Raw genomic sequence first — 14,034 nt, 5'->3', positions numbered from 1 at the left:
TTGACGTGCATCAGGGCAGGCGCAGGCGTGGCGCGCGACACTGGCGGCAGTCCAGCCAGCCCGCATCCCCATGTCCAGCAACCCTTCCATCCCGGACGGCAGCAAGTTCACCAGTCCGCAGGGCACGCGTGCGGTAAAGGGCGGCCAGAAGCCCAACGCACACAGCCATGAGCCCGACGTCAGCCGCAAGCCGCCATGGCTGCGCGTGAAGCTGCCCAGCGGCGCGCATTACGAGGAAGTGGCCGATATCGTGCGCACGCACCAGCTCAACACCGTGTGCGCCGAATCCAAGTGCCCCAACATCGCCGAGTGTTGGGGCCGCGGCACTGCCACGCTGATGCTGATGGGCTCGGTGTGCACGCGCGCGTGCAAGTTCTGCTCGGTGTCCACCGGCAACCCGAACGGCTGGCTCGACCCGCTGGAGCCGGCCAAGGTGGCCGACGCGGTGGCGCTGATGGGGCTGAAGTACGTGGTGCTCACCTCGGTGGATCGCGACGACTTGGCGGACGGCGGCGCCGCCCACTACGCCGCCTGCGTGAAGGCCATCCACCTGCGTTCGCCCGACACCGCGGTGGAGGCGCTTACGCCCGATTTCGCCGGCAACCATGCCAGCGTCGCCACCGTGCTCGACGCCGGCCTGGCCACCTATGCGCAAAACCTGGAAACCGTGCGTCGCCTCACCCATCCGGTGCGCGACCCGCGCGCCGGCTACGAGCAGACCCTGGACGTGCTGGCGTTCGCCAAGCGCCACGCGCCCAGGACGCTCACCAAGACCAGCCTGATGCTGGGTCTGGGCGAAACCGACGCCGAGATCGAGCAGGCGCTGGACGACATGCGCGCCGCCCGCGTGGACGTGGTCACCCTGGGCCAGTACATGCGGCCCAGCCCGCACCACCTGCCGGTGGAGCGCTTCGTCACCCCGGACGAATTCCGTGCCTATCGCGAACTGGCGCTGGGCAAGGGTTTCGTGGAAGCGGTCGCCGGGCCGTTGGTGCGTTCGAGTTATCGCGCCGAACGCGTGCTGGAGCACAACAACCTGGGGCTGTGACCCGCGGCGCGACGGCAGGTCCATGGAGCCTGCCGCAGGGCGCGGCCTACAGCGGCGCGCAGTGGCGGTTCAGCCACTCCAGATCGGCGTCGGCCAGCAGCGGGCTGAGCGCGGCGCGCACGTTGGCGTGGTAGTCGTCCAGCCACGCGCGCTCTTCCGGGTTGAGCAGGTTCGGTTCGAGCGCGCGGCGATCGAACGGGCACATCGTGAGTGTCTCGAAGGCTAGGAATTCGCCGAACTCGGTGCGGTCGGCCTCGACCACCACGGCCAGGTTTTCGTGGCGGATGCCGTGCCGGCCGGGCTTGTACAGGCCCGGCTCGATCGAGCTGATCATGCCCGGCTCCAGCGGCACCAGCGCGCCGCCGGGCACCGGTGCGCGGATGCCGTGCGGGCCTTCGTGCACGTTGAGGAAATAACCCACGCCATGGCCGGTGCCGTGGCCGTAATCCATGCCCGCCGCCCACAGCGGCGCACGCGCCAGCGCATCCAGTTGCGGGCCGCTGGCGCCCTTGGGAAAACGCGCGCGCGACAGCCCGATCATGCCCTTCAGCACCAGCGTGGCATCGCGGCGTTGCTCGGCGGTGGTCTCGCCCAGGGCGAGCACGCGGGTGATGTCGGTGGTGCCGCCGAGGTACTGTCCGCCCGAGTCGATCAGCAGCAGGCCTTTTGCCTGCAGTGTGCTGTGCGACTGCGGCGTGGCGCGGTAGTGCGGCAATGCGCCGTTGGCCTGGTAGCCGGCGATGGTGGCGAAGCTCTCGCCGACCCAGCCGGGTTGGGCCGAGCGTTCCTCGTGCAGCAGCGTGTCCACGTCCAGCTCGGTCAGCGTCATGCCGGCGGCGAGCCGCTGTTCCAGCCGGCGGAAACCGCGCACCAGCGCCGCGCCGTCGCGGCGCATCACGTCGCGGACATGGTCGAGTTCGGCGGCGCTCTTGACCGCCTTGAACGCCGTGCTGGGGTTGGGCGCCTCGATGCGTGTGACCTCCGGCGCGATTGCCGCGGCGATCGAGCTGACCACGCGGCCGCTGTCCAGCAGCAGGCGGTCGTCCGCGCCCAGCTCCGGCAACGCCGAGGTGATCGAAGCGTAATCGGCGATGCCGATGCCGTCGGCGGCCAGTGCCGCGACCAGCGCATCATCGAGTTTGGCGCGGCCGACGAACAAGGTGGCGCCGGCGTTGGCCTGTACCAGCAGGTGGGCGAGGAACACCGGGTTGCACTCGACATCGCTGCCGCGCAGGTTGGTCAGCCAGGCGATGTCGTCGAGGCTTGACACCAGGTGATGGCTGGCGCCGAGCTTGCGCATCGCCTTGCGCAGGCGCGCGAACTTTTCCGCGCGGGGGATGCAGGCCCAGGCCAGCGCGTGCTCGACCACCGGCGACGCCGGCAGGGCGGGGCGATCCGTCCAGATCTCGCCCGGCAGGTCCAGGTCGGTGCGCACGGTGGCGCCGGTCTCCGCCAGCCGGTGTTCGATCTGGTGCCGGGTGGCGACAGCCACGCTGTCCCCGGCCACTGCCAGCACGTCGCCGTCGTGCAGTTGCTGCTGCAGCCATTCCAGATGCTCGGGCGTGTGCGGCACGCGCAGCTTCATCAGCGCGACGCCGCTGCCGGCCAGCTGCTGCTCGGCCTGCGCGAAATAGCGCGAGTCGGTCCACAGCCCGGCCTGCTCGCGACCGACAATGAGCGTGCCGGCCGATCCGTCGAACCCGGACAGCCATGTCCGCGCCGACCAGTGCGCCGGCAGGTACTCGGACAGATGCGGATCGGCACTGGGAACGAGCACGGCAGCGACGCCGTGCTGCTTCATGGCCGCGCGCAAGGCGGCGAGACGGGCGGGGACGGGATTGTTCATCCTGTCATGCTAGCAGGCGCCATCTGCCGTTTTCATGCACGCGCTGCCCCGGAAATGAACCGATGGGGTCGATTTTTCGCACGCCATCTCGCCGTCGGACGGTTCTGCAGCTAAAATGCCAATTTCCCGCACGGCTGCTTTCCATGACCCCCCTGATTTTCGTCACCGGCGGTGTGGTGTCCTCGCTTGGCAAGGGCATCGCGGCGGCGTCGCTCGCCTCCATCCTCGAAGCGCGCGGCCTCTCGGTCACCATGATGAAGCTCGATCCCTACATCAATGTGGACCCGGGCACGATGAGTCCGTTCCAGCACGGCGAGGTCTACGTGACCGACGACGGCGCCGAGACCGACCTCGATCTTGGCCACTACGAGCGCTTCGTGCGCACCCGCCTGTCCGGCAAGAACTCGATCACCACCGGCAAGATCTACGAGGCGGTGATCCGCAAGGAGCGTCGCGGCGATTACCTCGGCGCCACCGTGCAGGTGATCCCGCACATCACCGACGAGATCAAGCACTGCATCCACGAGGCCACCCGCGGCTTCGACGTGGCGCTGGTGGAGATCGGCGGTACCGTGGGCGACATCGAGTCGCTGCCGTTCCTGGAGGCGATCCGGCAGTTGCGCATCGAGCACGGTCCGGAGAAGGTGGTGTTCATGCACCTGACCCTGGTGCCGTACATCAAGGCCGCCGGCGAGATCAAGACCAAGCCGACCCAGCACTCGGTGAAGGAGCTGCGCTCGATCGGCATCCAGCCGGACATCCTGCTGTGCCGCTGCGAGGAGCCGTTGCCCGAGGCCGAACGGCGCAAGATCGCGCTGTTCACCAACGTGCCCGAATCCGCCGTGATCAGCGCGGCCGACGTCGACGTGATCTACAAGCAGCCGCTGTGGCTGCACCAGCAGGGCCTGGACGACATCGTGGTGAAGAAGCTCGGCCTGGCCGCCAAGCCGGCCGACCTGTCCGAGTGGCAGCGCACGGTGGATGCGGTGGAGCACCCGAAGGACGAGGTCACCGTCGCCATCGTGGGCAAGTACGTCGAGCACAAGGACGCCTACAAGTCGCTCGGCGAGGCGCTGCGCCACGGCGGCATCAAGCAGCAGACGCGGGTCAACCTGGACTGGATCGACTCCGAGCAGGTCGAGGCCGAAGGCGCCGCCAAGGTGCTGGGCAAGGCCGACGCCATCCTGGTGCCCGGCGGCTTCGGCAAGCGCGGCTTCGAGGGCAAGGTGCTGGCGGCGAAGTACGCCCGAGAGCACGGCGTGCCCTATTTCGGCATCTGCTACGGCATGCATGCGGCGGTGGTGGATTTCGCCCGCCACGTGGCTGGCCTGACCGACGCCGATTCCAGCGAGAACGACCGCAACACGCCGAACCCGGTGATCGCGTTGATCACCGAGTGGACCACCGCGACCGGTGAAGTCGAGCAGCGCAACGACCGCTCCGACCTGGGCGGCACCATGCGCCTGGGTTCGCAGGAATGCCGGCTCAAGGCCGGCACGCTGGCGCGCGCGATGTACGGGCAGGACGTCATGCGCGAGCGCCATCGCCATCGCTACGAGTTCAACAACCGCTATCGGCAGACGTTCGAGGACCTGGGCCTGGTGATCTCCGGCAAGTCGATGGACGACCTGCTGGTGGAGATCGTCGAACTCCCGCAACAGCAGCATCCGTGGTTCCTCGGCTGCCAGGCGCACCCGGAGTTCACCTCGACCCCGCGCGACGGCCACCCGTTGTTCAGCGGCTTCGTGCGCGCGGCACGCGAGTACAAGGCCGTGCGCGCCGGCGAGAAGCTGGCGCCGGTGCAGGCGACGGCATGACGCGGCAACGCGACACCCTCGTGGCTGTCATTCCCGCGAATGCGGGCATGATGGAATCAAGAACGCTTTGAACGGGAAAGAGTCATGAAGCTTTGCGGATTCGAGGTCGGCCTCGACCAACCCCTGTTCATGATCGCCGGCCCCTGCGTGGTGGAATCCGAGCAGCTGCAGCTGGACACCGCCGGCATGCTGAAGGAAATCACCGCGCGGCTGAGCATCCCCTTCATCTTCAAATCCAGCTTCGACAAGGCCAACCGCTCCTCCGGCGAGAGCTTCCGTGGGCCCGGCCTGGAAGAGGGCCTGCGCATCCTGGGCGAAGTGAAGCGCCAGATCGGCGTGCCGGTGCTCACCGACGTGCACGAGTACACGCCGATGGACGAGGTGGCATCGGTGGTCGACGTGCTGCAGACGCCGGCCTTCCTGTGCCGGCAGACCGACTTCATCCAGAAAGTGGCGCGTGCCGGCAAGCCGGTAAACATCAAGAAGGGCCAGTTCCTGGCGCCGTGGGACATGAAGCACGTGGTGGCCAAGGCCAGGGCCGTCGGCAACGACCACATCATGGTCTGCGAACGCGGTGCCAGCTTCGGCTACAACAACCTCGTCTCGGACATGCGCTCGCTCAGCGTGATGCGCGAGACCGGTTGCCCGGTGGTGTTCGACGCGACGCATTCGGTGCAGTTGCCGGGCGGGCAGGGTGCCAGCTCCGGCGGCCAGCGCGAATTCGTGCCGGTGCTGGCGCGCGCGGCGGTGGCGGTCGGCGTGGCCGGCCTGTTCGCCGAGACCCATCCCGATCCGAGCAAGGCGCTGTCCGACGGCCCGAATGCGTGGCCGCTGGGCAAGATGGAGGCGCTGCTGGAAACCCTGCTGGAACTGGACGCCGTGACCAAGCGCCACCGCTTCCTCGAACAGGACGTGTGACCACACCTGCAGGAGCCCGCTCGCGGGCGATGCTGTTGGGTCGGGATGACCGGACGTTCGTCTGCTGAGAGCGGGGATTCGGGATTTGTAAAAGCATCGCCCGCGAGCGGGCCCCTACGAAAACACTTCACTGACGGATAACCATGACCACTCTGATCACCCGCATCCACGCCCGTGAAATCCTCGACTCGCGCGGCAACCCCACGCTGGAAGCCGAAGTCACCCTGGCCGGCGGCGGCTTCGGCCGCGCCGCGGTGCCGAGCGGCGCCTCCACCGGTTCGCGCGAGGCGGTCGAGCTGCGCGATGGCGACAAGTCGCGCTACGGCGGCAAGGGCGTGAAGAACGCGGTAGCCAACGTCAATGGCACCATCGCCGATGCGCTGAAGGGTTTCGATGCGGCCGATCAGAAGGGCCTCGATGCCAAGCTCATTGCGCTGGACGGCACGCCGAACAAGGGCCGGCTGGGTGCGAATGCGCTGCTCGGCGTGTCGATGGCGGCGGCGCACGCGGTGGCAGCTTCGCGCGGCGAGCCGCTGTGGCAGTACCTGTCGCACGGCAAGCCCGGCGCGTTGCCGGTGCCGATGATGAACATCATCAACGGCGGCGCGCACGCCGACAACAACGTCGACGTGCAGGAGTTCATGATCCTGCCGGTCGGCATGCCGAGCTTCGCCGAGGCGTTGCGCGCCGGCGCGGAGATCTTCCATGCGTTGAAGAGCGTGCTGCACGGCCGCGGCCTCGCCACCGCGGTGGGCGACGAGGGCGGCTTTGCGCCGAACCTGCGCTCCAACGTCGAGGCGATCGACACCATCCTCGAAGCGATCAACAAGACCGGCTACAAGGTCGGCAGCGAGATCCTGCTCGGCCTCGACGCGGCCAGCTCGGAGTTCTACAAGAACGGCAAGTACGACCTCGCCGGCGAAGGCAAGCAGTACAGCTCGGCCGAGTTCGTCGACCTGCTCGCCGGCTGGGCGAAGCAGTACCCGATCGTCACCATCGAGGACGGCATGGCCGAAGGCGACTGGGATGGCTGGAAGCTGCTCACCGACGCGATCGGCGAGCGCGTGCAGGTGGTCGGCGACGACCTGTTCGTGACCAACCCGGCGATCTTCCGCGAGGGCATCGAGAAGAACATCGCCAACGCGATCCTCATCAAGGTGAACCAGATCGGCACGCTGTCCGAGACGCTGGAGGCGATTGCCATGGCCGACGCGGCGAAGTACGCGGCGGTGATCTCGCACCGCTCCGGCGAGACCGAGGACACCACCATCGCCGACATCGCGGTGGCCACCACGGCGACCCAGATCAAGACCGGCTCGCTGTGCCGCAGCGACCGCGTGGCGAAGTACAACCAGTTGCTGCGCATCGAGGAGGCGCTGGGCTCGGCTGCGCGCTACGCCGGTCGCGAGGCGTTCCCCAACCTCGGCCGTTTGCCGGGCTGAGCGGGACACGCCGCCATGCTGCGTTGGATCGCCCTGCTGTTGTTGCTGCTGTTGGTCGGCTTGCAGCTGAAGCTGTGGTTCGGCAGCGGCAGCATGCAGGAGGTGGACAGTTTGCGCATCGCGGTGAACAAGCAGACCGGCGACAACGCGCGCCTGCAGAAGCGCAACCAGGCGCTGGCCGCCGACGTGCACGACCTCAAGCATGGCGACCAGGCGGTCGAGGCGCGCGCGCGTACCGAGTTGGGGCTGATCAAGCCCGGCGAGGTGTTCTACCAGGTGGTCGAGCCCGCGCGCGCGGGCAGCTCGCCGGCCACGGCCGCATCCGCTGCGCGCGGCTCGCCATGACCGGCACCACGTTGTGGTGCGTGGTGCCGGCGGCCGGGCGGGGCGTGCGGGCCGGCGGCGACTTGCCCAAGCAATACCAGTTGCTGGCTGGCCGGACCCTGATCGAACACACGCTGGCGCGCCTCGCCGCGCATCCGCGGATCGGCGGCCTGCTGGTGACGCTCGCGGCCGATGACCGGCACTGGCCGGGCCTGCGCGACGTGTGCGGCAAGCCGGTGCTGACCGCTGTCGGCGGCGCGCAGCGCAGTGAATCGGTGCTGGCCGGGCTCGACGCGCTGCCTGCGGGTGTCGGCGATGAGGAGTTCGTGCTGGTACACGACGCGGCGCGTCCCTGCGTGCGGCTGGATGACATCGGCCACCTGATCGAGCGGGGCGGGCGAGGCGACGGCGGCCTGCTCGGCGCGCCGCTGCGCGATACGCTCAAGCACGCCGACGTGAACGGATGCGTCGCGCGCACCGAACCGCGCGAGTCGCGCTGGCGCGCGTTCACGCCGCAGATGTTCCGGCGTGGCCGGTTGACGGCGGCGCTGCGCGATGCGCATCAGCGTGGCGTGGACGTCAGCGACGAGGCGATGGCGATGGAGCTGGCCGGATTCTCGCCGTTGCTGGTCGAAGGCGCCGAGGACAACATCAAGGTGACCACGGCAGCGGATTTCGCGCTGGCGCAGTTCCTGCTCGCAAGGACAAGTTCATGAGGATAGGCAGCGGTTTCGACGTGCACGCGTTCGGCGAGGGTGACCACCTCGTGCTCGGTGGCGTGCGCGTGCCGCACGATCGCGGCGTGGTGGCGCACTCCGACGGCGACGTGGTGATCCACGCGCTGTGCGACGCCATCTTCGGCGCGCTGGCGCTGGGCGACATCGGCCGTCATTTCCCGCCCACCGACGCACGCTGGCGCGGCGCCGACAGCCGCCAGTTCCTGCGCCATGCGGCAATGCTGATGGTGCAGCACGGCTACGCCTTGGGCAACGCCGATGTCACCGTGATCGGGGAGGCACCGAAGGTCGGTCCGCATGCGCAGGCGATGCGCGAAATTCTCGCTGCTGACCTGGCCTGCGACATCGGTTGCGTCAGCATCAAGGCCACCACCACCGAAAGGCTCGGTTTCTGCGGCCGCGGCGAGGGCATCGCCGCGCAGGCGTGCGTGCTGCTGGAGCGCGCATGACCGAGATCGAGGCCCGCAGCGTCGCCAACCGGCTGCACGATCGGCTCGACACCATCGTCGAGCTGCTGCATCGTCACGAAGGCGACGGCCGCCTGCCCGCGGACGTGCTGGCGGACCTGCGCCAGCAACTGGACGAGCTGCACCCGGCCGACATCGCCTTCGTCCTCGAATCGCTGCCGCTGGACGAGCGCCTGGCGGTTTGGCAACTGGTCAAGGCCGACCGCGACGGCGAGATCCTGCTGGAAGTGTCCGACGCGGTGCGCGAATCGCTGATCGCGGACATGGATCGCCACGAGATCCTCGCCGCCGCCGAAACGCTGGACGCCGACGAACTGGCCGACCTGGTCGAAGACCTGCCCACGGCGGTGCTGCCGGAGCTGATGGCCAGCCTCGACTCGCAGCAACGCGAGCAGGTGCAGTCGGCGCTGTCCTACGAGGAGGACCAGCTCGGCGCGCTGATGGACTTCGAGATGGTCACCATCCGCGAGGACGTGAGCCTCGAAGTGGTGCTGCGTTACCTGCGCCGCTGGGAAGAACTGCCGCCACAGACCGACAAGCTGTTCGTCATCAACCAGGACAACCTGCTGACTGGCGTCCTGCCGCTGCACTGGCTGCTGGTCAATTCCCCCGAGCGCATGGTCAGCGAGGTGATGGCGCCGGACGTCAACACCTTCCACCCCACCGACGACGCCTACGACGTGGCGCAAGCGTTCGAGCGCTACGACCTGGTGACCGCGCCGGTAGTGGACGAGCGCGGCCACCTGATCGGCCGCATCACCATCGACGCCATGGTGGACGTGATCCGCGAGGAGAGCGAAAGCGAGGCGCTGGGCCGGGTCGGCCTGCGTGAGGAGGAGGACATCTTCGCCTCGGTCTGGGCCAGCCTGCGCAACCGCTGGCTGTGGCTGGCGATCAACCTGATGACGGCCTTCATCGCCTCGCGCGTGATCAGCTTGTTCGAGGGTTCGATCGAGCGCCTGGTGGCGCTGGCCGCATTGATGCCGATCGTGGCCGGCATCGGCGGCAACTCCGGCAACCAGACCATCACCATGATCGTGCGCGCGCTGGCGCTGAACCAGATCAGCGCCGACAGCGCGCGGCGCCTGTGGCGCAAGGAGATGGCCGTGGCGCTGCTGAACGGGCTGGTGTGGGGTGGCGTCATCGGCATCGTGGCGTGGCTGCTTTACGACAGTGCCTCGCTGGGCCTGGTGATGACCGCGGCGATGACGCTGAACCTGTTGCTGGCGGCCTTCGCCGGCGTCGGCATCCCGATCTGCATGACCCGCTTCGGCCGCGACCCGGCGCTGGGCTCCAGCGTGCTGATCACCGCCATGACCGACAGCGGCGGCTTTTTCATTTTTCTCGGACTGGCGACGGTGTTCCTGATGTAATCGTCACCCTTCCGGCCCGGTTTCAGGTTGTCGAACCCGAGCGTGGCAGGACGTCATTCCCGCGAGGCGCCATGCAACGGCCGAAGGGCCGGTCAAGCGGGAATCCAGCCTGCTCTTCAGTCACCCGTCAGATCGAATTCCCTCCTTCGCGGGAATGACGCCCAAAGAAGCCGTTTCTCCATGCAAGAACTGCCCCATGCTTTCGGCGAACCGCCACTGACTGCCCGGCTGCGCGCCAGTCCCGAGGACTTCCTGGTCGAGGAGATCCTCGGCTACGACGCCGAGGGTGCCGGCGAGCACCTGCTGCTGTGGGTGGAGAAGCGCGGCGCCAACACCGACTGGGTCGCGCGCGAGCTGGCGAAGTTCGCCGGCGTGCCGCAGGTCGCGGTCGGTTATGCGGGCCTCAAGGATCGCCATGCCGTGACCCGGCAGACCTTCTCGGTGCAACTGGCCGGCCGGCCCGATCCGGACTGGTCCACGTTCCCGCACCCGGAGGTGAAAGTGCTGGCGGCGACGCGGCATTCGCGCAAGCTCAAGCGTGGCGCCCTGCGCGGCAATCGCTTCGTGCTGGTGTTGCGCGAGGTGAGCGGCGATCGCGCGCGGGCGGAGTCGGTGCTGCGGCAGATCGCTGCGCGCGGCGTGCCGAACTATTACGGCGAGCAGCGCTTCGGCCGCGAAGGCGGCAACGTGGCACAGGCGCGCGCGATGTTCGGTGGGCGCCGGGTGGATCGCGACAAGCGTTCGATTTTGCTGTCCGCGGCGCGTTCGCACATCTTCAATGCCGTACTGGCGGCGCGGGTCGAGCACGATGCGTGGGACCGGCCGCTGGAAGGGGAAATCTGGTCGCTGGCCGGTTCGCGCTCGTGGTTCGGGCCGGAACCGTTCAACGACGAATTGGCCGCGCGATTGGCGCGCGCCGACATCCATCCGTCAGGCCCGCTGTGGGGGCAGGGCGAGCCGCCGAGCCAGGGCGAAGCAGGCGCGCTGGAGCGCGAAGTCGCTGCGGCGAATGACGACCTGGCCAGCGGCCTGGCCGCCGCGCGCATGGATCAGGAGCGCCGCCCGCTGCGGCTGATTCCGCACAATCTCCACTGGCGCTGGCTCGGCGAGGACGCGCTGGAACTGTCGTTCGAGCTGCCCGCTGGCGCGTACGCCACGGTGGTGGTGCGCGAGCTTAAAGGCGAGGAGTGAGTGGAGATGAGTGAAGAGTGAGAGAAAGAGAAAGCACGAGCGCACCCGTTCCCTCCCTCAGTTCTCACTCCTCTCCACTCACTTCTGCTCTTTCAGCAAGACGATCACCGCCCCGGTGCCACCCTGCGCCGGGCGCGCCGAGGCAAACGCGATCACGTCGTCGCGCCGGCGCAGCATGCGATCGGTGAGCGCCTTCAGCACCGGACCGGCAGCCTTCGAACGCAGCCCCTTGCCATGGATGATGCGCACACAACGCACGCCGGCTTGCCGCGCTTCGGCCAGGAACGCGACGATGCTGGCCTGGGCCGCGGCGGCGTTCATCTGATGCAGGTCCAGGTCGTCGCCCACGCTGAACTGGCCGCGCTTGAGTTGCCGCAGCAACCTAGGCGGATAGCCGTCGCGCAGGTAGCCAAGTTCCTCGCCGACTTCGAGCGTGGCCGGGTCGAAATCCATGTCCAGCAACTCGCTGGCCACGGCAGCTTCGTCGGCCTCGAACATGCGCGGGTGTGGCGCGGGTTTCGCGGTCGCCGGCGGCGGGGAAACCGGCGCGAGTCGCTGCACCTCGCCGATCGCCTCGCGGAACAGGCGGCGATCGTCGTCGGTGATCCGGGGCGGGTTGGGTCGCTTCATCTGCGCATCCTAGCCAGAAGCGGCGGCACGATGCGTTGAATCCCGGTGAAACTTGGGGGCGCGCTACGGTAGACTTGCAACCATCACGAAACCGCCGCGCTTGATCTTCCTGCGCCGGCAGGCAGTTTTCGACGGAGCATCATGCGAGTTCTGGTCAGCAACGACGATGGCGTGGATGCGCCGGGCATCCGCGTGTTGGCCGAGCGCCTGCAGGCGGTGGGAGAGGTCACCGTGGTGGCACCGGATCGCGATCGCTCGGGGGCGAGCAATTCGCTGACGCTGGACGCGCCGATCCGCGTACTGTCGATGGGCCAGGGCTACTACCGTGTGGCGGGCACGCCCACCGACTGCGTGCACCTGGCGCTGTCCGGCCTGCTCGACGAAGAACCCGACATGGTGGTATCCGGCATCAACAACTCGGCCAACCTGGGCGACGACGTGATCTATTCCGGCACGGTCTCGGCGGCGATGGAAGGGCGCTTTCTCGGTCTGCCGGCGATCGCCGTCTCGCTGGTCAGCGAGGACCACCAGGGCGTGCACTACGACGCCGCGGCGCAGGCGGTGCTGCTGCTGATGCAACGTCTGCTGGTCGATCCGCTGCCCGCAGACACCATCCTCAACGTCAACGTGCCGGACCGGCCCTGGGCGGAGATCGCCGGCTTCGAGGTCACCCGGCTGGGTCGGCGCCACCGTGCCGCGCCGTGCATCGCGCAGACTGATCCGCGCGGGCGACCGATGTGGTGGATCGGACCGGCCGGCGAGGTGGACGACGCCGGCCCCGGCACCGATTTCAACGCGGTGCGTCGCGGCTTCGTCTCGGTCACGCCGATCCACGTCGACCTGACCCGTTTCCAGGCGCTGGACAAGGTCAGCAGCTGGATGAAGACGCTGAGCGACGGCATGGCCGGCCGCCGCAGCAAGGGCGAGGCGGCCTGACCGATGATCACCTATCCGTTGCCTGCAGCCCAGCTCAAGGGCGAGGGAGTGACCTCGCAGCGCGCCCGCAACCGGCTGGCCGCCTCCCTGCAGGATGCAGGCATCCGCGACCCGCGCGTGATCGAGGTGATCCGCACGGTGCCGCGCCATCATTTCATCGACCAGGCACTGCAACTGCACGCCTACGAGAACGATGCGCTGCCGATCGGCCACGGCCAGACCATCTCCCAGCCGTGGGTGGTGGCGCGCATGACGGAAGCGTTGCTGGAGCACTTCGAGGGGCAGAAGGAGATGCCGCGCAGGGTGCTGGAGATCGGCACCGGGTCGGGTTACCAGGCAGCAGTGCTGTCGTCCCTGGTCGGCGAGGTGTACACGGTCGAGCGCATCGAGGCGCTGCTGCGCCAGGCGCGGCGCCGCTTCCGCCAGCTCGGCCTGACCAACCTGCGCTCGCGCTACGACGACGGCAAGCTGGGCTGGCCGGACGAGGCACCGTTCGACGCGATCATCCTCACCGCCGCGGGCGACACCATCCCGACCCGCATCCTCGAACAGCTCAATCCCGCCGGCGTGCTGGTGGCGCCGGTGGGATCGCCGAGCCGGCAGAACCTGATCCGCATGCGCGGCGACGGCAAGGGCGATTTCGCGCTGGAGGAACTCGGCCCGGTGAGTTTCGTGCCGCTGCTGGGCGGCATCGGCTGATGCGCCTGTTCGAGCCGCTCTACGCCCGCGCACTGGTCTGGGCTCGCGCACCGCGCGCGCTGCACTACCTGTGTGCGTTGAGCTTCTTCGAGGCGTTCATCTTCCCGATCATGCCGGAGGTGATGCTTGCGCCGATGATGCTGGCCAAGCGACTCAAGGCGTTCTTCTACGCCAACATGTCGCTGCTGTTTTCCCTGCTCGGCTCGGTGGTCGGCTATGCGCTGGGCCACTGGGCCTACGAGTCGGTGAAGCCGCTGCTCAGCATGCACATGCAGGAGGTCATCACCGCCTGGGTGAACAATCTGCGCGTGGACATGAACGAGCATTGGTTGACCATGCTGGGCGCATTGATGCTGGCGGCGCTGCAGCCGGTGATCCCCATGAAGTTCGTCACCTGGGCGGCCGGCATCGTGGGCGTGCCGGTCCTGCCGTTCCTGGCTTGCATGGCGGTCGGCCGCGGCAAACGCGTGTGGCTGCTGGCGCTGTTGATCCGCCTGTTCGGCGAGCGCGCCGAGCGCATGTTGCACAAGAACATCGAGTGGATCGGCCGGGGCGCGCTGGTATTGCTCGTCGTGCTGCTGGCGTGGTGGCTGTGGCCGCGCTGAC

General features: G+C 68.2%; 14 protein-coding genes. 12 read left to right on the top strand and 2 right to left on the bottom strand.

What is annotated here, in order from left to right; translation table 11 throughout:
* Positions 1 to 70 precede the first annotated feature (70 nt).
* On the top strand, positions 71 to 1,048 hold the full coding sequence (gene lipA, locus ACFCQI_RS17935) for a lipoyl synthase (RefSeq protein WP_395118900.1): 978 nt from the start codon (positions 71 to 73) through the stop codon (positions 1,046 to 1,048).
* A gap of 46 nt (positions 1,049 to 1,094) precedes the next feature.
* Here lipA and ACFCQI_RS17930 read toward each other — a convergent pair whose 3' ends face one another.
* A complete protein-coding gene (locus ACFCQI_RS17930; protein ID WP_395118898.1) occupies positions 1,095 to 2,894 on the bottom strand; it encodes a M24 family metallopeptidase in 1,800 nt (599 codons plus the stop codon).
* A 143-nt stretch (positions 2,895 to 3,037) separates the two neighbouring features.
* Here ACFCQI_RS17930 and ACFCQI_RS17925 point away from each other — a divergent pair, with 143 nt between their 5' ends.
* The 8 genes from ACFCQI_RS17925 to truD all read left to right on the top strand — a co-directional run bounded on the left by ACFCQI_RS17925 (position 3,038) and on the right by truD (position 11,163).
* The gene (locus ACFCQI_RS17925) at positions 3,038 to 4,711 is read left to right on the top strand and encodes a CTP synthase (protein WP_395118896.1); all 1,674 of its coding nucleotides are present in this window, start codon (positions 3,038 to 3,040) and stop codon (positions 4,709 to 4,711) included.
* Between the two features lie 84 nt (positions 4,712 to 4,795).
* A complete protein-coding gene (gene kdsA / locus ACFCQI_RS17920) occupies positions 4,796 to 5,629 on the top strand; it encodes a 3-deoxy-8-phosphooctulonate synthase (RefSeq protein WP_395118894.1) in 834 nt (277 codons plus the stop codon).
* 143 nt (positions 5,630 to 5,772) lie between these two features.
* Positions 5,773 to 7,071 carry a phosphopyruvate hydratase gene (eno, locus tag ACFCQI_RS17915; protein WP_395118892.1) on the top strand — a complete coding sequence of 433 codons (1,299 nt, stop codon included), beginning with the start codon at positions 5,773 to 5,775 and terminating at the stop codon, positions 7,069 to 7,071.
* A gap of 15 nt (positions 7,072 to 7,086) precedes the next feature.
* Positions 7,087 to 7,416, top strand: coding sequence for a cell division protein FtsB (gene ftsB, locus ACFCQI_RS17910; protein WP_395118890.1), 330 nt, complete (start codon positions 7,087 to 7,089; stop codon positions 7,414 to 7,416).
* Positions 7,413 to 8,111, top strand: a complete 699-nt coding sequence (ispD, locus tag ACFCQI_RS17905) for a 2-C-methyl-D-erythritol 4-phosphate cytidylyltransferase (protein ID WP_395118888.1) — start codon at positions 7,413 to 7,415, stop codon at positions 8,109 to 8,111. Before ftsB ends, ispD begins: the two co-directional genes overlap by 4 nt.
* Positions 8,108 to 8,581 (top strand): 2-C-methyl-D-erythritol 2,4-cyclodiphosphate synthase, encoded by a 474-nt coding sequence (ispF, locus tag ACFCQI_RS17900; RefSeq protein WP_395118886.1) that lies wholly within the window; start codon positions 8,108 to 8,110, stop codon positions 8,579 to 8,581. Before ispD ends, ispF begins: the two co-directional genes overlap by 4 nt.
* The gene (mgtE, locus tag ACFCQI_RS17895) at positions 8,578 to 9,972 is read left to right on the top strand and encodes a magnesium transporter (RefSeq protein ID WP_395118885.1); all 1,395 of its coding nucleotides are present in this window, start codon (positions 8,578 to 8,580) and stop codon (positions 9,970 to 9,972) included. Before ispF ends, mgtE begins: the two co-directional genes overlap by 4 nt.
* 180 nt (positions 9,973 to 10,152) lie before the next feature.
* Positions 10,153 to 11,163: a tRNA pseudouridine(13) synthase TruD gene (gene truD, locus ACFCQI_RS17890; RefSeq protein WP_395118883.1), complete on the top strand. Its 1,011-nt coding sequence runs from the start codon at positions 10,153 to 10,155 to the stop codon at positions 11,161 to 11,163.
* Positions 11,164 to 11,241: 78 nt separating this feature from the next.
* On the opposite strand, the gene ACFCQI_RS17885 is transcribed toward truD, so the two are convergent.
* Positions 11,242 to 11,793 carry a Smr/MutS family protein gene (locus ACFCQI_RS17885; protein WP_395118881.1) on the bottom strand — a complete coding sequence of 184 codons (552 nt, stop codon included), beginning with the start codon at positions 11,791 to 11,793 and terminating at the stop codon, positions 11,242 to 11,244.
* A gap of 141 nt (positions 11,794 to 11,934) precedes the next feature.
* Between ACFCQI_RS17885 and surE the strand changes: the two genes are divergently transcribed.
* Genes surE through ACFCQI_RS17870 form a run of 3 tightly spaced genes read left to right on the top strand, consistent with a single transcriptional unit; the run spans position 11,935 to position 14,033 of the window.
* Positions 11,935 to 12,729 carry a 5'/3'-nucleotidase SurE gene (gene surE, locus ACFCQI_RS17880; RefSeq protein ID WP_395118879.1) on the top strand — a complete coding sequence of 265 codons (795 nt, stop codon included), beginning with the start codon at positions 11,935 to 11,937 and terminating at the stop codon, positions 12,727 to 12,729.
* Positions 12,730 to 12,732: 3 nt separating this feature from the next.
* Complete coding sequence (locus ACFCQI_RS17875) at positions 12,733 to 13,428, top strand: protein-L-isoaspartate(D-aspartate) O-methyltransferase (protein ID WP_395118877.1); 696 nt, start codon at positions 12,733 to 12,735, stop codon at positions 13,426 to 13,428.
* The gene (locus ACFCQI_RS17870) at positions 13,428 to 14,033 is read left to right on the top strand and encodes a YqaA family protein (RefSeq protein WP_395118875.1); all 606 of its coding nucleotides are present in this window, start codon (positions 13,428 to 13,430) and stop codon (positions 14,031 to 14,033) included. Before ACFCQI_RS17875 ends, ACFCQI_RS17870 begins: the two co-directional genes overlap by 1 nt.
* The last annotated feature ends 1 nt before the right edge of the window (position 14,034 follow it).

Origin of the sequence: Rhodanobacter sp. FW102-FHT14D06 (assembly GCF_043950705.1) — a bacterium.
Lineage (GTDB): Bacteria > Pseudomonadota > Gammaproteobacteria > Xanthomonadales > Rhodanobacteraceae > Rhodanobacter.
The sequence above is the reverse complement of the archived record's forward strand: the minus strand, read 5'-3'. Positions and strand labels throughout refer to the sequence as shown.